The following is a 20,701-nucleotide window of genomic DNA, read 5'->3' as shown; positions in this document are numbered from 1 at the left end:
GGCGGTCCCGTCGTGGCTGCCCATCCCGACCGGTCGTGCGCCTGAAGCAGCCGCGTCCCTCCAAGTGCTGCCCGGCTGTCGTTCCCACCTCTCCCCGCTCCCACCCTTCAGAGGATGACCTGACGTGAATCTCCGCTCCCTTGGGTACCGCACCGACCTGATCTTTGCCCGCTTTCATGGCCGGGTGACGGACCTCGGCGAGGCCGTCGCGGTCGCCAACCCCAACAGCCCCGCGCATTACTTCGGCAATCTCCTGGTCTTCCGGGCGCCGCCTGAACGTGGTGACCTGCCCAACTGGGAACGGCTGTTCGCGCAGTACATCGGCCAGCCGCCCCTGACCCCACACCGCCTGTTCGGCTGGGACGTTCCCGCTCTGGGCCCGGCGGATGTGACCGAATTTCTGGAAGCCGGCTATCACCTGGAGGAGAACGCGGTGATGGCCGCCCCCCGGCTGCACGCACCACCGCACCTGAACTCCCGCGCCGAGTACCGGCCGGTGCTGGACACGGATGAAGAGTGGGCGCAGGTCCTGGAGAACCAGGTGGGCAGCCGCGAGGACGGGTACGACGAGGCGCGCTACCGCCAGTTCAAGGCCACGCAGCTGCGTGGCCTGCGTGACATGTGCCGCGCGGGCCTCGGGGTGTGGTACGGGGCGTTCATTGATGGGCAGTTGACCGCGGACCTGGGCGTGTTCACGGACGGGCATGGTCTGCTGCGCTATCAGAGTGTCGGCACGTCCCCGGCCTTCCGGAGGCAGGGCCTGTGCGGCTCGCTGACCTTCAGGGCGGGAGAACACGCCCGCGCTCACTTTCAGGCCGAGCAGCTGGTTATCGTCGCCGATGAACATGGGGGCGCAAAGCGGGTCTATGAGTCGGTGGGGTTTCAGGACGTGGAGCGCCAGCAGCTCCTGCTCCACCGGGGACGCTGAATTGCCCGGCCCACTGAACGAAACTGCCCGCCGGTGAAGGCGGGCGGGGCAGCGATGGGCAGGCGTGTCAGGCGGAGGCCGGAGCGCCCATCCCGGCCCGCGCGGGCCGCATCCCGATCAGGATCAGGCCGGCCGAGGCGAGTGTGAGGGCCAGGCAGCCCACCCACACCAGCGTGGGTTCGGCCCGGAAGAGGGCCACCCCGGCAATGGGCCCGAGGGCGTTCCCAGCGGAGAAGGCGGCCTGGTTGGCGCCGATGTACTTGCCGCGCACCTCCAGGGGGAAGGACGCGGGGTAGGCGAACATGGTGGGCCCGCTGGTCATCAGGCCGAGCACCATGAAAATCACGCTGAGGATCAGCCCGGGCGTGAAGCCCATGGTCAACCCGAAGGAACTGACGCTCAGGCACAGCACTGTCGTGCCCACCAGCGCCGGCAGCCACGCCGCGTAGCGTTTCACGAGGGCCGTAATCTTGAGTTCCATGGCGATCACCATGGCGCTGGAGATGGTCAGCAGGGTGCTGTACACGGCGAGGTCCTTGCCGCTGGCCTCGATGGCCATGGGGAGCGTGGAGAACACCTGGATGTACACCATGCTGCTGAGCAGCATCGCGCCCAGGAACGCCAGGAACCGCCCGTCAGTGAGCACCTGCCCCCACTGTGAGGCGCTGGACGCCGCCGCGGCTGGGCGGTCCGGGGTGGTGACCGGGCGGTCGTTCGGGAGTTTAAGGAAGGCGATCACCGCGAACGCCAGGCTGCACGCGGCGTTCACCCAGAACACCGCCGCCCAGTCGAGGCGGGACAGGGCCGTCGCCAGGAGCGGGCCCAGGGTCGCGCCGAGGTTCAGGGCGATGCGGTACATGGAAAAACCCATGGCCTGCTGGTCCGCCGGGATGTGCTGACTGAGGATGGTCGCGGCGGGCGGGCGGAACAGCTGTCCGAACAGGCCCATCAGCAGGATCGTGGCGCCCCACACCGGGGCGGGCAGGGCCGGCGTGACGAGGAAGGGCGCGGCCGCGACGCTGCCAGCCAGCGCGAGCGTTCCGGCGATCACGGCGTTGCGGTTCCCTATGCGGCCGCCGAGGGTGGCGCCGATGAGGGTGCCGGCCACCGCGCCGACGCCCAGCAGGGTGACGCCCAGGCCGGCCTGGATGGGCGTGAAGGTCCGGGCAAGCATGAACACCACCAGGAACGCCTGGATGAAGAAGCCGAGCTGGTTGATGAACGCGCCCAGCAGGAGGAAACGGACGGTGGCGTTCGTGCTGCGGAGCAGGGCGAACACGGACGGGGTCGCGGGTGTGGTCATGGCTGACGTCCAGTGGGGGGAGAGGGGGCAGGTGGCCAGGACGGCGCGAGGCTGACCTGCCGGCCCAGGTGGTCCGGGTCGAGACGGGCCGTCCAGGCCTGCAGGTCCGCGAGGAAGGGCTGCTGATGCCGCGCCTGGAACGCCTGGTCGTCGGAGTCGGGGAAGTTCACGTACGCGCAGCTGCTCAGGAGGGTGCCGGCCAGGGCGTCCAGTTCGTGCACCCACCTGAGCTGCCCGTCGGTGAGGGCGGGGGTGTCACGGGCCGTCCAGGCGGTGTCGAAGGACGCGAGGTACTCGCTCTGGCGGCCCGGCACGCAGGACTGCTGCGGCGGGAAGTGACGGACCGCACCGCCCCAGGCGAACAGGCCGAATCCGGCGCCGTCGGGGTTGGTGGTGGGCGTCCAGGTCAGCAGGTGATCCAGAAGGGCGTTCAGGCCGCCGCCCACGGGCGTGAAGGCGTGCCGGCTCTTGATCTTGAACGCCCCGCCGGCCGTCTGGTGCCGCGCGCCGGCCATCGCCTCGGCGTACGGCAGGGTCTGCTCGGTCCAGTGGGCGTGGCGGCGCAGGGCGCCGAAGTGCCGGTCCAAGGTGGCCGAGCCGGAGAAGCACTGGCCGCTGAGGGTGAGCTGCCGCGCCCGGTCCGGGCCGGTCACGTTCGCCCCGACCCGCATGGACAGCGAGTCCGGTGCGCTGATCAGGCGCTCCTCGAGCAGATCGATCGGAGGCGCGGCGCCGTCCAGCGGCCAGTGGGCGTGGAAGGTGAGCACGGGAGTGATGGGGTAGGTGCGGAAGGTCAGGGCTGTGACCACCCCGAAGTGCCCGCCGCCTGCGCCGCGCAGCAGCCGCATCAGGTCCGGGTGGCTCTCGTCCGTGACGTGCAGGTGCTCCCCGGTAAAGGTCACCAGGTCGGCGGCCAGCAGGGCGTCGCAGGTCAGGCCGTGCTGGCGGGACGTGTAGGCCGCGCCGCCGCCCAGGGTGAGCCCGGTGATGCCGACGTCCTGGTTCGTGCCGGTGGAGATGGCCCGCCCGTGCGCGTGCAGGACCTGGTTGATGTCGTACACGACCGCGCCGCCGCCGATGGTCACCCGGGTGGTGCGCGGGTCGTATTTCACAGCGCGGAAGGCGCTGAGGTGAAGGATCACGTCCCCGCTCAGGGAGCGGCCCTCGAAGTCGTGTCCGGTCGCGCAGGGGCTCAGGCGCAGGCCGCGGGCGCGGCAGAAGGCGACGACCTCCTGCACGTCCTGGACGGACTGCGGGGTCGCCTGGAAGGCCGGCAGGGTCACGGGGATCGCCTCGTTGTATGCGGTGACCGGCGTGGCCGGGCGGGTCAGGCAGGCCGGCAGCACGCCGGGCGGGCGGGGCGAGGCGGCAGTCATGCGGGCTGGTCGGGCGTGATGGTGATGTCGATGGCGCTCAGCGCGGCCCGGGCGCGCGCCTGCGCCTCCGCCGCGCTGGGCGCCTCGACGGTCAGGGCGCCCAGGCGGTGCCAGGACATGCTGGGCGTGAATGCCCGCGCCCCGACCTGGGTGGTGAGGTAGTGCGCGGCCACCCCGCTGCGCTCCAGGGCGGCCTCGTCCACGCGAATGCTGCTGACCAGGCCGTCGTGCCCGCCCAGGAAGTGCACCAGGGCCGCCTTCACGGGCGCGGCCGGCAGCGGACCGGGGTGCTCGCCGCGCATGAGCGCGTGGTACGCGCCCACCAGGTCGAAGGCGTAGGCGCGTTCGATCAGGTCGATGATGCCGTCTCCCGCGAACCGCCCGGCGCACTCGATGAGGTAGGGCTGCCCGTCCCTGACCTTCCACTCGCAGTGGACGATGCCAGTGTGAAAGCCGGCGGCCTGGATGACCCGGCGGGTGTCCTCGATCAGGCGCCCGGTGAGGGGCGCGTCAATGGCGGCGGGCACCAGGTGGCCGCGCTCGACGGGATTCACGCCGTCGAACAGGTCCTTCTCGGTCACGTTCTGGAACAGGAACTCCCCGCCCCGGACAAGGGCTTCGACGCTGAATTCGGGACCGTCGACGAACTCCTCGACCAGGGTGACTTGGTCAAAGGGCCGGTCCGGGACCATCATGCCCTCGTCGCGGACCTGCGAGGCGGCCCAGGCGGCCGGGAGGTCCCCGGCGCGGCGGACGATGACGGTGCCCACCGACCCCTGACGGTTGGCGGGCTTGATGATGCACGGCAGCCCGAACGTGTCCACCGCGGCCTGGACGTCCTCGAAACTGGTCACGGCCACCGAGCGGGGGTTGAGGATTCCGGCGGCCCGCGTGACCTCGCGCAGGCGGTCCTTGTTGCGCAGGATCACGCTGGCTGCCGCGGTGGCGCCCGGGCGTCCGTACAGCTCCGCGAGCTGCGCCGCGAAGGGCGTGGCGTACTCCACGATGGGCACGACGCTGATCACGTCAAGGTCCGCGTGCTCGCCGTGGAACTGCCCGGCGGCTCCGGCGAGCTGGTACGGGAAGGCGTGCAGGGCGCGCACCACGCTGTGGCTCTCGACGGCGGCGTTCAGGCCGCGTTTGCGGATGACGTCCGGTTCCTCGATCAGCAGGACGGACCCTTCCGGGCGCAGCTGCTGGAGGGAATTGAGGGCGGCGGGGCTGTACCCCACGACGATGGTGACGGGGATGGTCATGCAGTTCTCCTGAGGGGGCTAGACCGGGGCGAGTTCGGGAGCGGACAGGCGGGCCTGGACCGTGACCGCCTGCGCGAGCGTCTCGCTCAGCGCGCGGCAGGTCTGGGCGTCCGGGCCGGTGACGACGGCGTACGCGGCGCGGCCCACGAACGCGCTGGGCGGCAGGCCCAGGGCCGCGCCGGGCGCCGCCAGGGCCACGCACTGCCCGGCGTAGTCCTCAGGCAGGGCCAGTTCGGGCAGGGTAACCCGGTCCACGGTGAGGTCGGCGTCCGGGTAGCGGAAGGCAATGGCGGCACTCTGGCAGACCGTGCGCGTGGCCTCGCCGGCGCGGCGCGTGGCGACCTCACCGGCCAGCTGACCTGGGCGCAGGCCGGTGGCGAGCGTGGCCAGGTGGGGAATCAGGTCCCCGCCGAGCCGGCCGTTGATTTCCACGATCACGGGACCGGCGGGCGTGAGCTTCAGTTCGGTGTGGGTCATGCCGTCCTGGAAGCCGGCCGCGGTGTGGGCGCGTTGCAGGACGTCCTGCAGGCCCGGGTCGGTGAGGAGGGGATCGGCGGCGTCCACGACGTGCCCGGTCTCCTCGAAGTGGGGGGGCAGGCCCACGCTCTTGCGTGCCACCCAGAGGGCCTCGAACTGGCCCGCGACGACCCGGCCGTCCACGCTGATTTCCGGACCGGTCAGGAACGTTTCCACCAGGGCGCCGTGCTGGAAGGCGGCGGCGCCCTGCAGGCTGGAGTCGGCGGCTTCCTGGAAGCGCAGGCGGAGGTCGGCGTCACTGTCGGCGCGTGCCACGCCGATGCTGGCGCCCATGCCACGCGGCTTGACCACCACGGGGTACCCCACGCGGCCTGCGAACGTCACGGCCTCGTCGGGGGTCAGGCAGTAGCGGCTGTGAGGTTGTGGCAGGCCGGCAGCGCGCAGGATGTCGCGGCTGGCCGCCTTGTCCCGGCAGGCCCGGACGCCTGCCGGGCTCGCGCCGGGCAGCCCCAGGGTGTCGGCGACGTCGGCAGTCACGATGATGTACCGCTCATCCCAGCTGAGCAGGCCCGCCACGGGCCGCTGCGCCTGCACGTCCCGGGCAGCGGCGAGCACCTGTTCATGGTCCAGGGCGGCGACTCGGGTGGTGCCGGTCAGGTACGGCGCCTGCCAGTCCACGGACTCGTCGGTGATCAGCCACACGGCGAAGGCCCCGGACAGCTGTGAGAGCAGGTACTCCCGGTAAAGCTGCTGTCCGCTTGAGACCAGCAGCACCAGGGGTGCGCCGGTCGTCACGGGGTCTCCGTGGTCACCGGGGCGGGCTGAGCTGCGGCCGTGACCGGGCTCTGCGGGGGGACGGGCGTGGTCGCGGTGATCAGGCCGGGGCCCGCACCGCTGGTGGGGTCGGCAAGGGCGGTGGAGTTCAGGGTCAGGGCCAAGGCAGCGGCCAGCAGGGGTTTTCTCTTCATGGGATACCTCCGTAAAGCTCATGAAGCGTACGGAGGAGCTGTGTTGGGGGCGTCTTGGGTAGGCGCCGGAAACGGTCAGGAAGGCGCGCCAGCGCAGGTGAAATCCGCTATGGCGTCTCGCCTGGAAGGCAGCAGAACGGCCGGGCACCCAAGATGAGGCCAGGACGAAGGCTTCATAAGCTCACCGCGACTGCCTGGAAGGTGCCCGACGTGGGCCCGGCAGGCAGTCGCCGGACGTGACCCGGGGCTCCGCCCGCCGCGGCCGGTCACTCACGAGGTGATGCATGACCATTCAGACGACCGAACTCCTGGCCCTGGGTGCCGGGCCGTCCAACCTGGCGCTGGCCGTGGCGCTGGAGGAACTGGCGCCGCACCTGGCGAAACGGTGCGTGGTTGCCGAGCAGCACGGCGACGTCCGTTGGCACCGCGGCACGCTGATGCCCGGCACGCTCAGCCAGGTGTCGTTTCTTAAGGACCTGGCCACCCAGCGCAACCCCCGCAGCCGCTTCACGTTCCTGAACTACCTTCGGGAGCAGAACCTGCTCGACGCGTTCATCAACCTGGGCACCTTCACGCCGTACCGGCAGGAGATCTCCGACTACCTGCAGTGGGTGGCCCGGCAGTTCGACCACGTGCAGGTGCGCTACCACGCCCGGGCCGAGGCCATCACACCGGACTACGACCCGGCTGGCCGGGTGCGCGGCTGGACCACGCGCTTCACGGACGGGCAGACGCTCACCTCCCGGCACCTGGTGATGGGCGTGGGGCGGGACCCGAACGTGCCGGCGGTGTTCCGCGGCGTGCGGACCGACCGCGTGGTTCACAGCAGCGCGTACCTGCACCAGACCCGCGACCTGCTCGGGCGCCCCGCCCTGCGGATCGCGGTGGTGGGCGGCGCGCAGAGCGCCGCGGAACTGTACCGCGCGGCCCTGCAGGACTGGCCGGACGCCGACGTGCGGATGATCATGCGCTCCATCGGGCTGGTGGCGTACGAGGGCAGCCGGTTCACGAACGAGCTGTTCTACGCCTCGTTCGTGGACGACTTCTACAGCTGCGAGCCCGGCACGCGCGAGGCGATCCTGGCGGAGATGCACCGCACGAACTACGGCGGCGTGGCGCCGTCCCTGCTGGACGAGCTGTACCGCCTGAGATACCAGCGGATCATCACCGGTCAGGGCGACGGCGACATGCTCACCATGACCGACATCGTGGACGCCCGCGACAGCGCTGACGGCGTGCTGCTCACCCTGAAAGACAAGCGCACCGGCGCCGTGCAGACCCTGGAAGTGGACCTGGTGCTGCTGGGCACGGGGTTCAGCCCGCAGCTCCCTCAGCTGCTCGCGCCGCTGGCGCAGGAACTGGGCCTGGACGCGCTGGACGTCAGTCGCCACTACCGCGTGCAGTTCGGGCAGTTCGCCGGCGCGGGCCTGTACGTGCAGGGCATCAACGAGGCGACGCACGGCATCGCCGACTCGCTGCTCAGCGTCCTGGCCGCCCGGTCCGAGGAGATCGTCATGGACCTCCTCGCCCTTCAGGACGACCCCGCCCTTCCCCCTGCCCGCGACCTGATCGGCGCGTGACCCCAAGGAGCCCCACCATGGACCTCAAACCCCTGCGCCGCGAACAGCTGAACTTCGAAAACGGGCTGCACGCCCAGCGCCTCCTGCCCTGGGCGAACCTGAACGCCCCCTTCGAGGGCTCGTGGTGCGTGATCGCGCCCGGCACCGCCTCCACCGCACACGCGCACCACGAGTACGAGATCTTCATCGCCCTGGCCGGTGAGGCCTGGCTGGAAAGTGAAGGGCAGCGCCAGCCCTTCCGGGCGGGCGACATCGTGCACTTCACGCCCGGCACCCCGCACGCCGTGGTCAACGAGGGCACTGAACCCTTCGAGATGTACTCCGTGTGGTGGGACCTGGCGATGGCCGAGTGCTTCATGACCCGTCACACCCTGCGGAGCGGTGGATGACGACCCTGATCATCGCCCCGCCCCCCACCCCGAACGGCGACCTGCACGTCGGTCACCTGGCCGGGCCGTACCTCGCGGGGGACGTGTACGCCCGCATGCTGCGGGGCGAAGGTCAGGGCGTGCTGTACGCCACCGGGACGGACGACAGCCAGACGTACGTGGTGACCAGCGCCGCGAAGCTCAATCTCACGCCGGAGGCGCTGTGCGCGCAGGCCGCCCGTGACATTCAGGACACCCTGAAGCTCACCGGCGTGCAGGTGGACGGCTTCGCGCCGTTCGACGAGCGGTACCGCGCCACGGTCCTGGCGTTCCTCACGCCTCTGTTCGAGCAGGGCAAGTTCGAGTGGCGCACCGTCACGTTCCCGTACGACCCGGTCCGGCAGGAATTCCTGGTCGAAGGCCTGGTGGGCGGCACGTGCCCGGTGTGCCTGAGCGGCAGCCGCGGTGGGCTGTGCGAGGCGTGCGGCCACCCGAACAACTTCATGGAGCTGCTGGACCCCGTGTCCACCCTGCACCCGCGGCACCCGGTGGAAGGCCGCGAGGCCCGCATTCTGGTGTTCCCGCTGGAACGCTACCGCGCGCCGCTGGAAGCCTATTACGCCCGGCAGGAAGGCCGCTGGCGGCCGCACATCCTGCAGCTCGTACGGGAACTGCTCGCCGCGCCCCTGCCGGACTTCCCGGTTACGTACCCCGTCACCTGGGGCATACCGTCCCCCTTCCCCGGCACCGAAGGGCAGGTGCTGAACGCCTGGGTGGAGGGCATGCCCGCGTCCATGTACTGTTCCGCGACCGCCGGTGAGGCGGGCGGCCTGAGTCCCGAGCAGGCCGCGGCGCTGTGGGAGGACCCGCAGGCGCGCCTGGTGTACTTCCTGGGGTTCGACAACTCGTACTTCTGGGGCGTGGTGCACCTGGCCCTGTTGATGGCGCATGGGGGCCGCTTCGTGCTGCCGGACGTGATCGTCCCGAACGAGTTCTACGAGCTGGAACACGAGAAATTCTCCACCAGCCGCGGGCACCTGATCTGGGCCCGGGACCTCACGCGGGACGTGCCCCGCGACCTTGCCCGGTACTACCTGGCGCTCACCTGCCCGGAACACCACCGCACGAACTTCAGCCGCTCAGCCCTGGAAAAACTCACCCGGGAACGGCTGCTGGTCCCCTGGGCCGGCCTTCAGCGGCACTTCGTGCCGGACGGGACCGGGCCGCTGCCCGTCACGCCTGCCGGGCAGGACGCCGCCCGGCGCATGGCCGAGCGGCTGCGCGCGTGCTACGCCCTGGAGACCTTCAGCCTCACGCGGCTGGCCGACACGCTCACCCAGCACCTTCAGCGTCTGTACCGCGAGGCGGACGAGGCGCGGGCCCAGGGCCACGCGCCGTCCGGCGACCTGTGGCACCAGCTGCGCGTGCTGCTGCACCTCGCCAGCCCCCTGCTGATCGATGCGACCGCGTCCCTGCTGCTGGACCAGCAGCAGCCCTGGACTGCGCTGCTCGACGAGTCCAGCGTCACGCCCTTTGCCCTGCCGCCTTTGGTGCCAGAGCCGGCACTGGCCTGAACGGTGCGCGTCCTCATCGTGGGTGCGGGCATCCTGGGCCTGCTCACGGCCCGGGCCTGCGCGCTGCGGGGTGCGGCGGTCACCCTGCTGGAGCAGGGGCCCCTGCCCGCCACCGGCGCCACCTCCTGGGACCAGCACCGCATCGTCCGGACCCTGCACCCGGGCCAGCCTCACCTGACCGCCCTGGCCGCCAGGGCGGAGCGGCACTGGCGTGACCTGGCCCGCGGGTTCAGCGCGCCCGTGTACCAGCGCACCGGCAGCCTCACCGCCCTGCCGCCCTCCGCTGCCCGGGCCTCCGGTGACCTGCTCACCAGTCAGGGACTCCGGCACGCGCACCTGCCGGCCGCGGAGCTGCACCGCCGGTACCCGCTGATCCGCTGGCCGGACGGCCTGGACGGCGTGCACGACCCGCAGGCCGGGGTGCTTCTCGCCGATCAGATCCTCCTGGAACTCACCCGCGAACTCGCCCGGACGCCCGGGGTGACACTGCTGCCAGGCCAGACCGTCACTCACGTGAACGCTGACGCCCTGCACGTGATCACCCCCGGGGGCAGGCACAGCGGGGACGCCCTGGTGCTCACGGCGGGCCTGGGCACCCGGCGCCTGCTGCCGGCCGAACCGTCCGAGGAGCGGCGGCAGCTGCTGCTGTACGTCACGCCACCCGTGGCGCACCGGGCCGCGTGGGCGACCCTGCCGGCCGTGCCCGCCATCGGCGACGCGGACGGATCGTGGCTGATCCCCCCCGTCGCTCACACTGCCCTGAAGCTCACCAGTCACGCCGCGAGCTGGGTGGAAGGCACCCGCCCTGACGTTCAACCTGCGTACGACCGGCTCGTCACGCAGTTCGCGGAGCTGATCCCGGGGTTCACGCAGGCGTGGGTGTCCGGCCGGCGCACCTGCGCGTACCGCATTCACCCTGAGCGGGGCACGCCGGTCATCCGCCCGCTGGACGCGGCCGGGCGCGCCTGCGCCGTGACCGCCTGCGGGGGCGGGGCGTTCAAGTTCGCGCCCCTGATGGCCGACCACCTCGCCCGCCGCATCCTGGACGCCGCGCCGGTCCCGGCGCTCTTCGACCCCCCACCCCCCTCGCTCCCCCTGGAGGACTCCCATGCGGCTCCTGGCCATTGAAACCGTTCAGTTAGGTGATTACTACGTTTCCCGTTACGAGCAGGTCGAGGCCTACGGCGCCCAGGTGTCCGTGCTGAGCGGCCTGGCCGACGCGGATCACTGGCCGGCCGACCGGTTCCGCGTGGCGCAGTCCCAGCACATCGGGAACCTCATCGCCCTGGCCGTGCGCTGGCACCAGGACACCCCGTTCGACGGCGTGTTCACGTTCGCGGAAAGTTCCGTGATCGCCGCGGCGGCCGTCGCCGAGGCGCTGGGACTGCCGGGCATCGGCGTGGACGCTGCGCAGAAAAGCCGCAACAAGTTCCTGATGCGCCTGGCGCACGAGGCCCACGGCGCCGCCCACCCGCCCTTCCAGCCGGTGGGGACGCTGGACGAGGCGCAGGCGGCTGCGGCCCGGATCGGGTACCCCGTCATCCTGAAACCCACCCTGGGGGCCGGCAGCAGTTTCGTGTTCCGCGTGGACTCGCCCGGCGAACTGGCGCGGGCCTTCCCGCAGGCGTGGGCCGGCATTCAGGACATGGGCTTTTTCACCAGTGAGGTGCAGGGCCTGGACCTCGGGCCCAACGGTCTGCTCATCGAGGGCTTCCTGGACGGCCGGGAGTACCTGATCGAGGCGCTGTGCTGGGACGGGCAGGTCACCCTGGGCTCCATCGTGGACCGCGTGACCGTGGAGAGCGCCACCTTCGACGACGACGTGCACCACGCCCCCACCGACCTGGACGACGCGACCATCGAACGCGTCCGGCAGGTCGTGGAGCGCGGCGCGGTCGCGCAGGGCCTGCACCGCAGCGTGCTGCACGCCGAGGTGCGCTTCCACCACGGCGAACCCTTCCTGCTGGAGATCGCCGCGCGGCCCGGCGGGGGCGGCCTGGACCACATGGCCCGGATCAGCGCCGGGTACTGCCCCATTCAGAGCGTGATCGCCTTCGCGGTGGGCGAGCGGCCCGCCCACGCCGCGTACCAGCGGACCGCGCGGCACACTGCGGCCATGGTGCTGCTGTGCCCGGCCGGAACCATCGAGGCCATTCACGTGCCGGAAGACGTGCGCCAGGACCCGGCCCTTTTCTTCCTGAAAATTCTCGCCCGGCCCGGCGACGTGATCCGTCGCCCCCCAGCCGGGAACAGCATCCTGGGCTTCGCCGGTTCCACCGGAACGTCGTTCGAGGACGCCATGGCGAACGCCGAGCGGGCCGCGCAGGCCATCGACGTGACCCTGACCGAAGCCGTCCTCGCGCCCGCCTGAGGCGCCCACCCATCCTGGAGGTTCCTTGACCACCCTGACCCCGGCCATCCCCCTCGGCCTCGCCATCGACCTGTCCGGCACGGCCAGCGCGCACACCCGGACGTTCCTGCACGCCACGCGCGCCTGGGCGGCCGGCACGCCCGGGGCGGACCTGACCCTGGTGTCCGACGACCGCAGCGCTGACGGCGGCGAGCGTGCCGCGGCCGAGCTGCTCCGGCGCGGCGTGCGGGGCGTGGTCGGCCACTACTCCAGCCGGGCGGCGCTGGCCGCCCTGCCGCTGTACGGAACAGTCGGCGTGCCGCTGCTGCTGCCGGCCGCCACCGCCGACACCTTGCCCGGGCCGGGCCGGGCGCACGTGGGTCGGCTGTGCGCCAGCGACGCCGACCTGCACTCGGCCCTGGGTGACTTGACGGCGCCCTGGCGCGACGCCGGCCGGCTCGCCTGGCATGTGGAGACCTCGCACGCTGCGCCGGAGGCGGCGCCCGCGCCCCGGGGTCCCGGCACCTTGCAGGTGGTGCTGGGCAGTGAGGCCTTCGCGAGAGAGGCCCTCGCCCGCCCGGCCGCGCCGGAGGAGCGCTGGCTGCTCGTGGACGACGCGGGCAGCCCGGCCCTGCTGGCCCTGAGCACGCCTGCCCGGCCCATTCAGGCGTTCGGGAACCGGTCCCGCTGGCCCGTGCCGCCCCCGAGGCCAGAGGCGATGTTCTACTGGGAAACCTGGTGCGCGCTGGACATCGCGTTTCAGCTCGCCAGCCGGGGGCGGCACCGGGTGGCCGGACAGTCCTTCAATACGACCTGCGGCGTCCTGACCTTCGGTGACACGGGTCAGGCGGAGACGGCCGCGCACGGGGTGTGGGAGGCCCCCCTCCCTGTGGGCTGAGCTGATAAGGCGTGGCCCGTGACCAGTCGCAACCCTGGTCACGGGCCATCTGATTCCGGGTTACGCGGTGGGGCGGTGGAAGAGGTCGTGGCCCTCGCCGAACCCCAGGAAGTACGAGTCCATCAGCGGAGACTGCTCGGCCGCGTGCAGTTCTGCCGCCATGCGCTGAACGAGGCCCAGCGTGGCGAGCATCAGGCTCTGGCCGAAACTGACCCGCGCCGCGCCGGCGTCCAGCAGGGCCCGGGGGACGGGGCTGCCGGGGAAGGCCATCACGTTCAGCGGCACGCGCAGCGCGTCCGCCAGCGCCCGGATGTCCTGCGACTGCAGGGCGAGCGGCACGAAGATGCCGTCCGCGCCGGCATCGGCGTACGCCTGCCCGCGGCGGACTGTTTCGGCGAGGCGCTCCTCGTCCGTGGCGCCGTGGCCTTTCAGGAAGGTGTCGGTGCGGGCATTGAGAAACACGGGCACCCCGGACGCGTCGATGGCGGCGCGGGCCGCCTCGATCCGGCGCAGCTGACTGTCCAGGTCGTACAGCTCGGTCGGGGTGAGCCCGGTGGCGTCTTCCAGGTTGACGCCGGCCACGCCCAGCGCCGCGAAGTGCTCCACGGTCCGGCGGACGTCCTCGGGCGCGTGGCCGTATCCGGCTTCGATGTCGGCGTTGACGGGAATCGCCACGGCCCGGACGATTGCCTCGACCTCACGGCCCATCTCGTCGCGGGTCAGGGTCTGGCCGTCGGTGCGTCCGCGGGCATGCGCGATGCCTGCACTGGTCGTGCCGATGGCGGTGAAGCCCGCCGCTTCCAGCAATCGGGCGCTGGCGACGTCCCAGGCGTTGGGCAGGAGGAAGCCGGTCTGGTGGAGGGCGTGGAAGCTGCGGGCGTGATCGGCGTGGGTCATGGGGTCTCCTGAAGGAAGTGGGGGGCGGGGGGTGACGTGAGCGGGCTGACCTTGCGGGTCAGGGCAGTGATGAAGTCGGCGCTGCCCAGAGGAGACCCGGTGACCTGCTCGATCAGCTCGGCCGGACGGAACAGGCCGCCGTGCCGGTAGACGTGCCGGGCAAGCCAGCCGTGCAGGGCCGTGAACGACCGCCGTTCCAGGTCTCCGTGCAGGTCAGGCAGGGCCGCCTGCGCGGCGCGGAACAGCTGGGCGGCCATCAGGTTGCCCAGGGCGTAACTGTGGAAGGCGCCGCCCAGCTGACCGGCGTACCAGTGGACGTCCTGGAGGACACCCCGGGCGTGGTCGGGGGGCGTGAGACCCAGGTTGGTTTCGTACGCGGCGTTCCAGGCGTCCGGGAGGTCGCGGACGGCCAGGGCACCGTCCAGCAGGGCACATTCCAGCTGGTACCGGACGATGATGTGGAGGTTGTACGTGAGTTCGTCCGCCTGAACGCGGATCAGGCCGGGCGAGACGCGGTTCACGGCGCGGTGAAGGTCGGCCGCGTCGACGCCGCCCAGCTGCGGGGCGAAGGCCGCCTGCACGTCGGGCAGGTACGCCGACCAGAACGGCAGCGACCGGCCGACGAGGTTCTCCCACAGCCGCGCCTGGCTTTCATGAACGGCGGCGCTCGCCCCGAAGCCAGCGGGGGTGCCGAGCAGGTCCTCGCCCACCCCCTGCTCGTACAGGGCGTGGCCGGTCTCGTGCAGGGTGCTGAACAGCCCCGGGGCAAGGTGGTCCGGGTCGAAGCGGGTGGCGATGCGGATGTCCCGCTGACCCACCCGCACCATGAAGGGGTGAGGAGCCTGCGCCTGCGCGCCCCGGTCCGGGTCGAAGCCCAGGTCCGTCATCAGCTGCTGCGCCAGCCGGCGCTGGGCGGCCACGTCAAAGGGTCCGGCCAGGGGATCCGGTCCGGGCTCGCCCGTGGGCGCGGCCCGGAGCATCGCCTGCAGGGCCGGCTGCAGCTCGGCGAACAGGGCGCTCACCTGAGCACGCGTGAAGCCCTCGTCCACCTGGTCGATGAAATGGTCCATGGGCGTGCCCGCCTCGGGGAAGTGCGCGGCGGTTTCCAGGCGGGTGTCCAGCAGGCGCTCCAGGACGGGGGCCACCCGCTGGAAGTCGCTGGTCGCGCGGGCCTGCACCCAGGTGCCGTACCCCTCGGCGTTCAGTTCGGCGGTGCGCTGCACCAGGGCGCGCGGCAGCCGCTCGGCCCGGTCGCGTTCCCGCCGGGCGAGGGCCAGCAGGCGCTGCTGGGCCGGGGAGCGGTCGCGGTGCGCGCCCTCGTCGTCCAATGCGCGGCCGTAGGTGGCGTCGGTGAGCTGGTCCTGGCGCCACACGGCCACCTGGGCCAGCAGGCGGCCGCGGTCCGCGCCGGCCGCCTGGGGCAGCTGGGTGCTCTGGTCCCAGATGAGCAGTTCCTCCAGGTCCCGGAGGTCCGTTTGACTCTGCCAGCGGCGCAGCAGGTCGGTCCAGCAGGTGTCCGGTCGGGGGGGGTGGGTCAGGGTCATGGGCGCTCCAGGGGGTCAGGAGGGGGCGGCGGGCCGGGGGAGCGGGCCAGTCAGGGCGGCGCCGGTCAGGCGGGCGCTGCCCACCGGGTACTCGGTGTCCGCGTGCAGCACGCTGGCGGTCAGGGCGGACGGGCCAGTTGCCAGGCACGGAGCGGGAACCGGGCCGGGCGGCCCGGTGAGGCGGGCGCTGCCGACGGGGTAATCCAGAAGGCTGTTCATCAGGGTCACTTCCTTCGCGTGTCGCGGACCGGTCCGAAATGGCCGGCCAGGCGCTGAAAAGCACTGCCGCCACGCTAGGACGGGGGTGTGCTGGGCCCGTCCTGGGTGTGCACGGGACAGTGACGGGCAGTCCGTCACACCGACCTGATCGGGCAGTGTTACAGTGCCCGTGCTCCCCTCACTTCAGGCCCCTTCCCGCTCTCCCCAACGTTTCTTGTGCAACCCGGTTGTGAAAGGTGAATTCAGGTATGCCCCACGCGGCCATTCGAGGCAGGAAGTTCCTCTCCCCCGCCCCCTCGCCCGCCTCTGAGCTCAATCCCGTTCTCCTTCGTATTCTCGCCGGCGATTACGGGGGGGGCCTGGCGCTGTACCGCACGCTGGCGCATCCCGGCGCGGAGGACCGCCGCTGGGCGGCCATGTGCCTGATGCACGCCAGCCAGTGGGTGGACGCCAAGGTTCTGCTGCTCGACGCGGTCGCGCAGGGCTACCAGGAGGCCAGTATCGAACTGGCCACGCTGTACCGGACGCTGGGGGAGGTCGGGCTGGCACAGGCGACCATCGGCGCACTGCCTCTTGAGGCACTGCGGAAACGCGACCAGGCACTCGCCTACCGGGAACTGGGGTTGCAGGCCTACCAGCAAGGGGACCTGGGGCAGGCGGCCACCCGGCTGCAGCAGGCGTGGGCGGCGGCGGCGGCCAGCCGGCTGGGCACCCCGCTGATCACGCCCATTGCGCACGCCCTGGGGATCGTGTGTGCCGAGCGCGGCCTGGACGACCAGGCCGACAGCTACTTCGACTACGCGCAGCTGCACGCCCACCCGACCCGGCAGGTGTTCGTGCAGGCGTCCCGCGCGATTTCCGCGGCGTATCTGGGGCAACTGGACCGGGCAGTGGAGTGTCTCGCGCAGGCGCCGGCCTGCCCGGCCGACGCGGCCTCGCCGGCCGACCTGCAGGTGCTGTACGCCCGGGGGATCACGGCCCGCGCGGCGCGGGCCTACGCGGAGGCCGCAGAACACCTGCAACTGCTGAGCGGCCGGGCGACCGCCGCGGGGGACATCGAGCTGGCCTGCTACGCGGAGTTGTGGCTGGCGTCCGTGGCGCTGGCCCAAGGACAGTTCGGGGCCGCGCAGCGGCACGTGGCTCGCGCCGAGCAGCTCAGTGCCGCGCCCAAGACCGAGGCGATGGTGCTGCTGCGCCGCGGCCTGCTGGCCGCCCGGCGGGGACAGGACGGCACGGCGGCACTGGAAACGGCCGCCCGGCTGTTCTCCGGCCCGGGCCGCCGCCGGGAGGAGGGCTGGTGCTGGCTGTGCCTGTGCGAGGCGCACCTGGCCCTGGGAGACGACGTGCGCGCCGAGGCGGCCCTGGCACAGGCGCTGCAGATCCGGTATGCGGTGAACACGTCCTCACTGGCGATCGAGCTCGACAGCCTGCCGCTGGTGCGCCAGCACCTGGAACGCCGGGGCGCGGACGATGCCCGCTGCCTGCTGCAGGACGAACGCCGGTTCAGCCGGGGCGGACAGACGCAGATCCGGTTGCAGACCATGGGTGCCGCCCGCATCCTCGTCAACGGACAGACGCTGGGCCTGAACATGGCCCGGACGCCGGAGCTGCTCACGTACTTCCTGACCCACCGCAAGTTCACGCTGCCGCAGCTGCAGGTCGCGCTGTTCGCCGACCATCCGCACAAGCGCTCCAAGAGTTACATCCATCAGGTCCGCGCCGAGCTGCAACGCCTGGTTCCCGGGCTGACGATCCCGTTCGATCCGGCGACCCGGACGTACACCCTGCACCTTGAGGAGCACCTGAGCCTCACCTGGGATGTGGACGTGCTGCTGGGCGCGCTGAAGACCGAGGACCCCGCCGTCATCCTGGAACACATCGCCCTGTATGAGGGTCCGTTCCTCGCGGAGGCCACGGCCGAGTGGGCGGAGTTCACGCGCACGGAGTTGCAGCAACTGGTGCTCTCCCGCTGCCGCGCCCAATTGGACCGCTGGAAGGCCGCCGGGCAATGGGTGCCGGTGCTGTCGCTGTGTGAGGCCCTGCAGCGCGTCGAGTTCGATGAGGTGCTCTGCGCGGATCTCGTCACGGCCCTCGAACACGTGCACGGGCCCGAGATGGCCAGCGCGCGGCTGAGTGCGCTGGCCAAGCGCTGGACGGCAGAGTTTGGCGAACCGTCCCCAGTCCTGACGGCGTTGATGGCAGAGCTCGCTCCTGCGTAAGGCCCAGCGACGCGGCTGTCTTCAACTCATGAATTTATGGGTGAGTTTGACCTGCCGGGCTCCCTGGTGCGGTCTTCCCAGCTGCCGTCCGGAGAGGTCACAGGGCAAACTTGAGGCCGGTCGTTGAGACGAACATGACCACCGGCACAGCACGAATTCGGCAGTGAACGTCCTTAACGTCACGGCCTTGAGGTGCATTCATCCCCTGACCGGCTTTCTGATTCCTCTGAGCTCACACTCCAGCTGCACGTGACCTCACATCCTTTCCGGGGGCGGCACCCATTTCAACCGTAAACGCCACAGTGCTTAATCAGGGGATGGGGTGTGTCCCCGCTCCTGAGTCCGGTATCAGCGAGCGGGGCAGCGTGAAGCCGAACGTCGCTCCCTCACCCGGGACCCCGTACGCTGAGACCTGCCCCTCATGCCGGGTGATGATCCGGCGCACGGTCGTGAGCCCCACGCCTGTGCCCTCGAACTCGTCTGCGCGGTGCAGCCGCTGGAAGACGCCGAAGAGCTTGTCCTGGTACCGGGGGTCAAAGCCGACGCCGTTGTCCCGTACGAACACTGCCCACGCGTCCGGGCGCTCCTCCGCCCATACTTCAATCACCGCCTCTTCCCTGCCGCGCGTGTACTTGAGGGCGTTGGAGAGCAGGTTCAGCACCACCTGACGCAGCAGGTCGTGATCGCCCGTGACGAGCGGCAACGGCTGAACGTGCCACGTCACCTTTCGCGCCAACATGTCCAGTTCCATGTCCCCGCGCACCGAGGCCACCAGCGCCCCGAGGTCCACCATGCCCACCCGTAGGGGCTGGCGGGACATGCGCGACAGGTCCAGCATCGCGTCGATCAGGGTGTTCATGCGTACCGCCGCCTCATCGACCACCTCGAGGTACCGGGTCGCCTTGGCGTCCAGCCCGGCCCCGAAGGATTTGCGCAGCAGCACGTTGAACCCCTGGATGTGCCGCACCGGGGTGCGCAGGTCGTGTGAGACGCTGTACGCGAAGGCCTCGAGTTCCTCGTTGACGCTCGCCAGCGCCGCGCTCTGCCCGGCGAGCCGTTCGCGTTCCCGCGCCAGTTCCGTCACCTGCTCCGCCCGGTCGAGCGCCAGGCTCAGGCTGCGGCCCACCGTCTCGATGACCGTGCGGTCCACCGCCGTCCAGCCGACTCGCCCGAAGACCGCCAGCCCGAAGATGCCGCGAATCCCGCGGGAGGTCCTGAGCGGCACCATGGCCGTGGCGGTCACGTGCGTCATGTGCGGCGCCATGTGGTCGGTGTTCTCGTCGTACATGTCCTGGTAGTACGGTTCTCCCGTCTCGAAGGGCGTGCGCAGATTCATGGTGGTCGCGTGCGGCAGGCCCTGCTCATGGGCGCGCCGCAGTTCGGCGTTGCCGTATTCGCCCAGCATCCGCTTCACGAACCACCGCCCGCCTTCCTGTTCGTAGTACACGGCGGCGTCCAGGGGAATCAGGCTGCCGATCAACGCCTGGGCCCGCCCGACGAGGTCGTCGGGTTCCAGGTAGATCGTGAGGTCGCGCGTCCATTCCTCGAAGGCGTCCAGGGCCCGGTTGCGCGCGTCGAGCTCGGCATTCCGCTGCTGCAGTTCCCCGGTGAGCCGGGCGGTGCGCAGGGCGGACGTGAGCTGACCACTGAACAGGTGCAGGAAGTCCCGGTACGCGTCGTCGAGGTGCTTGCGGGGGTTCAGGCCCACGGCCAGGACCCCCAGTGGTCGGGCCTCTCCAGAGGGGGTGAGCGTCACGACCAGGAATTGCGTCACGGGGTCCGGCCAGGGCCCGGTGGCGAGGGGCGGGACCGGAATCACCTGCTTCCCAGCCGCCTCCAGCCAGGCCCGGGGCGCGTGACGCCACGGCACGGTCTGCTCGTCGCTGAGCCCGGCCGCGCCGCCGAGCTCCAGGTCACCCTCGGCCGTAGGCACGTACACAAGCAGGCACGGCAGGTCGTGGGGATTGTCGCCAGCGACCGTCAGGGCAGCCTGCACGACGTCCTGAGGGTCGGTCGCGCCGAGCAGGGCGGCCGTGAGAGCAGCAAGGGTGCGGGTGCGGCGCGCGGACAGCACCCGCTCGGTGGTTTCGTTCACGGAGGAGAACACGCCCGCGACGTGCTGATCGACGTACACCGGGGTGTAGCCGACGTCGAAGTAGCACTCCTCCAGATAACCGTGACGGACCAGGGGCACCAGCAGATTTTCAAACGCGGCACTCTCTCCGCGCAGCGCCGCGTCGAATACCGGCTTAAGCCCGGGGTAGCCGTCCTGACCGAAGATGTCAGCGGTGCGGGCCCCCAGCGCGGCCGGGTGCTTGTCGGCGCCGAGGATGGGGCGGTAGGCGTCGTTGTACAGCGCGATCAGGTCGGGCGTCCACGCAAGGTACATGGGTTGCTTGGACGCGAGCATGAGGTGCACGGAGGTGCGCAGCGCCCCCGGCCAGGTGCTGGACGGCCCGAGGGGCGTGGAGGCCCAGTCCAGGTCACGCATGAGCGCCCCCAGTTCACCCCCCTCACGGAAGAGCGGGTCACGCGGAGTGGGGATGTCGGACGTCATAATGCTGCTCCCCAGAGTACCGTGCAGAGGATCCACCGGCCTCTACCGTGGCTTCATGGGATCCCACGCCACCAGGGAGGCCGCGTGTTGACTTCCTGGAGCGGGAACCGCCGTCCAGACTGCAGCCCGGGGAGCGCGCGGCCGGAGGCTCTGGACTCGGGGCACGCGCTCAGCTAAAGCCAAGGCT

The 20,701-nt window shown here is 71.1% G+C and carries 17 protein-coding genes; 8 read left to right on the top strand and 9 right to left on the bottom strand.

The features are described 5' to 3' along the window. Window positions 1-124 precede the first annotated feature (124 nt). A complete protein-coding gene (locus tag DFI_RS13770) occupies window positions 125-928 on the top strand; it encodes a GNAT family N-acetyltransferase (RefSeq protein ID WP_022802423.1) in 804 nt (267 codons plus the stop codon). A 67-nt stretch (window positions 929-995) separates the two neighbouring features. Here the strand turns inward: DFI_RS13770 and DFI_RS13765 are convergent, their stop codons facing one another. From DFI_RS13765 to DFI_RS20280, 5 genes are read right to left on the bottom strand one after another with little or no spacing between them, the layout of a single operon-like run. Next, complete coding sequence (locus tag DFI_RS13765; protein WP_022802424.1) at window positions 996-2,231, bottom strand: MFS transporter; 1,236 nt, start codon at window positions 2,229-2,231, stop codon at window positions 996-998. After that, window positions 2,228-3,607 carry an FAD-binding oxidoreductase gene (locus DFI_RS13760; RefSeq protein WP_027464031.1) on the bottom strand — a complete coding sequence of 460 codons (1,380 nt, stop codon included), beginning with the start codon at window positions 3,605-3,607 and terminating at the stop codon, window positions 2,228-2,230. The genes DFI_RS13765 and DFI_RS13760 overlap by 4 nt, the downstream gene beginning before the upstream one ends. Continuing rightward, window positions 3,604-4,863: an ATP-grasp domain-containing protein gene (locus tag DFI_RS13755; RefSeq protein WP_027464030.1), complete on the bottom strand. Its 1,260-nt coding sequence runs from the start codon at window positions 4,861-4,863 to the stop codon at window positions 3,604-3,606. Before DFI_RS13755 ends, DFI_RS13760 begins: the two co-directional genes overlap by 4 nt. A gap of 18 nt (window positions 4,864-4,881) precedes the next feature. Then, window positions 4,882-6,135: an ATP-grasp domain-containing protein gene (locus DFI_RS13750; protein ID WP_022802427.1), complete on the bottom strand. Its 1,254-nt coding sequence runs from the start codon at window positions 6,133-6,135 to the stop codon at window positions 4,882-4,884. Next, window positions 6,132-6,308 carry a hypothetical protein gene (locus DFI_RS20280; protein WP_162145441.1) on the bottom strand — a complete coding sequence of 59 codons (177 nt, stop codon included), beginning with the start codon at window positions 6,306-6,308 and terminating at the stop codon, window positions 6,132-6,134. Before DFI_RS20280 ends, DFI_RS13750 begins: the two co-directional genes overlap by 4 nt. Before the next feature lie 284 nt (window positions 6,309-6,592). On the opposite strand from DFI_RS20280, the gene DFI_RS13745 reads away from it, so the two are divergent. Genes DFI_RS13745 through DFI_RS13720 form a run of 6 tightly spaced genes read left to right on the top strand, consistent with a single transcriptional unit; the run spans window position 6,593 to window position 13,078 of the window. Beyond that, window positions 6,593-7,888 carry a lysine N(6)-hydroxylase/L-ornithine N(5)-oxygenase family protein gene (locus DFI_RS13745; protein ID WP_027464029.1) on the top strand — a complete coding sequence of 432 codons (1,296 nt, stop codon included), beginning with the start codon at window positions 6,593-6,595 and terminating at the stop codon, window positions 7,886-7,888. A gap of 17 nt (window positions 7,889-7,905) precedes the next feature. After that, window positions 7,906-8,277, top strand: a complete 372-nt coding sequence (locus tag DFI_RS13740; protein ID WP_022802430.1) for a cupin domain-containing protein — start codon at window positions 7,906-7,908, stop codon at window positions 8,275-8,277. Next, complete coding sequence (locus DFI_RS13735; RefSeq protein ID WP_051308242.1) at window positions 8,274-9,830, top strand: class I tRNA ligase family protein; 1,557 nt, start codon at window positions 8,274-8,276, stop codon at window positions 9,828-9,830. Before DFI_RS13740 ends, DFI_RS13735 begins: the two co-directional genes overlap by 4 nt. A 3-nt stretch (window positions 9,831-9,833) precedes the next feature. Next, window positions 9,834-10,958, top strand: a complete 1,125-nt coding sequence (locus tag DFI_RS13730; RefSeq protein ID WP_051308240.1) for an NAD(P)/FAD-dependent oxidoreductase — start codon at window positions 9,834-9,836, stop codon at window positions 10,956-10,958. Beyond that, the gene (locus tag DFI_RS13725) at window positions 10,939-12,201 is read left to right on the top strand and encodes an ATP-grasp domain-containing protein (RefSeq protein ID WP_027464028.1); all 1,263 of its coding nucleotides are present in this window, start codon (window positions 10,939-10,941) and stop codon (window positions 12,199-12,201) included. Before DFI_RS13730 ends, DFI_RS13725 begins: the two co-directional genes overlap by 20 nt. Window positions 12,202-12,226: 25 nt before the next feature. Next, the gene (locus DFI_RS13720; RefSeq protein WP_051308238.1) at window positions 12,227-13,078 is read left to right on the top strand and encodes an ABC transporter substrate-binding protein; all 852 of its coding nucleotides are present in this window, start codon (window positions 12,227-12,229) and stop codon (window positions 13,076-13,078) included. Window positions 13,079-13,138: 60 nt separating this feature from the next. Here the strand turns inward: DFI_RS13720 and DFI_RS13715 are convergent, their stop codons facing one another. The 3 genes from DFI_RS13715 to DFI_RS13705 are packed head-to-tail and all read right to left on the bottom strand — an operon-like array spanning window position 13,139 to window position 15,738. Then, window positions 13,139-13,975 carry an isocitrate lyase/PEP mutase family protein gene (locus DFI_RS13715; protein WP_022802435.1) on the bottom strand — a complete coding sequence of 279 codons (837 nt, stop codon included), beginning with the start codon at window positions 13,973-13,975 and terminating at the stop codon, window positions 13,139-13,141. Continuing rightward, window positions 13,972-15,519, bottom strand: coding sequence for a carboxypeptidase M32 (locus DFI_RS13710; protein WP_051308236.1), 1,548 nt, complete (start codon window positions 15,517-15,519; stop codon window positions 13,972-13,974). The genes DFI_RS13715 and DFI_RS13710 overlap by 4 nt, the downstream gene beginning before the upstream one ends. 15 nt (window positions 15,520-15,534) lie before the next feature. After that, window positions 15,535-15,738 carry a hypothetical protein gene (locus tag DFI_RS13705; protein WP_027464026.1) on the bottom strand — a complete coding sequence of 68 codons (204 nt, stop codon included), beginning with the start codon at window positions 15,736-15,738 and terminating at the stop codon, window positions 15,535-15,537. A gap of 248 nt (window positions 15,739-15,986) precedes the next feature. On the opposite strand from DFI_RS13705, the gene DFI_RS13700 reads away from it, so the two are divergent. Then, on the top strand, window positions 15,987-17,957 hold the full coding sequence (locus DFI_RS13700) for an AfsR/SARP family transcriptional regulator (protein WP_027464025.1): 1,971 nt from the start codon (window positions 15,987-15,989) through the stop codon (window positions 17,955-17,957). A 310-nt stretch (window positions 17,958-18,267) separates the two neighbouring features. Here DFI_RS13700 and DFI_RS13695 read toward each other — a convergent pair whose 3' ends face one another. Then, the gene (locus DFI_RS13695) at window positions 18,268-20,448 is read right to left on the bottom strand and encodes a sensor histidine kinase (protein WP_244940382.1); all 2,181 of its coding nucleotides are present in this window, start codon (window positions 20,446-20,448) and stop codon (window positions 18,268-18,270) included. Window positions 20,449-20,701 lie beyond the last annotated feature (253 nt).

The sequence above is a fragment of the Deinococcus ficus genome (genome assembly GCF_003444775.1).
GTDB lineage: Bacteria > Deinococcota > Deinococci > Deinococcales > Deinococcaceae > Deinococcus > Deinococcus ficus.
Note: the sequence above shows the minus strand (reverse complement) of the source record. Positions and strands in the feature narration are given on the sequence as shown.

Coding starts and splice junctions, on each gene's coding strand:
- DFI_RS13700 (WP_027464025.1), top strand. CDS start 15,987: ATGCCCCACGCGGCCATTCGAGGCAGGAAGTTCCTCTCCCCCGCCCCC.
- DFI_RS13755 (WP_027464030.1), bottom strand. CDS start 4,863: ATGACCATCCCCGTCACCATCGTCGTGGGGTACAGCCCCGCCGCCCTC.
- DFI_RS13740 (WP_022802430.1), top strand. CDS start 7,906: ATGGACCTCAAACCCCTGCGCCGCGAACAGCTGAACTTCGAAAACGGG.
- DFI_RS13765 (WP_022802424.1), bottom strand. CDS start 2,231: ATGACCACACCCGCGACCCCGTCCGTGTTCGCCCTGCTCCGCAGCACG.
- DFI_RS13705 (WP_027464026.1), bottom strand. CDS start 15,738: ATGAACAGCCTTCTGGATTACCCCGTCGGCAGCGCCCGCCTCACCGGG.
- DFI_RS20280 (WP_162145441.1), bottom strand. CDS start 6,308: ATGAAGAGAAAACCCCTGCTGGCCGCTGCCTTGGCCCTGACCCTGAAC.
- DFI_RS13695 (WP_244940382.1), bottom strand. CDS start 20,448: ATGCGTGACCTGGACTGGGCCTCCACGCCCCTCGGGCCGTCCAGCACC.
- DFI_RS13710 (WP_051308236.1), bottom strand. CDS start 15,519: ATGACCCTGACCCACCCCCCCCGACCGGACACCTGCTGGACCGACCTG.
- DFI_RS13735 (WP_051308242.1), top strand. CDS start 8,274: ATGACGACCCTGATCATCGCCCCGCCCCCCACCCCGAACGGCGACCTG.
- DFI_RS13760 (WP_027464031.1), bottom strand. CDS start 3,607: ATGACTGCCGCCTCGCCCCGCCCGCCCGGCGTGCTGCCGGCCTGCCTG.
- DFI_RS13715 (WP_022802435.1), bottom strand. CDS start 13,975: ATGACCCACGCCGATCACGCCCGCAGCTTCCACGCCCTCCACCAGACC.
- DFI_RS13725 (WP_027464028.1), top strand. CDS start 10,939: ATGCGGCTCCTGGCCATTGAAACCGTTCAGTTAGGTGATTACTACGTT.
- DFI_RS13745 (WP_027464029.1), top strand. CDS start 6,593: ATGACCATTCAGACGACCGAACTCCTGGCCCTGGGTGCCGGGCCGTCC.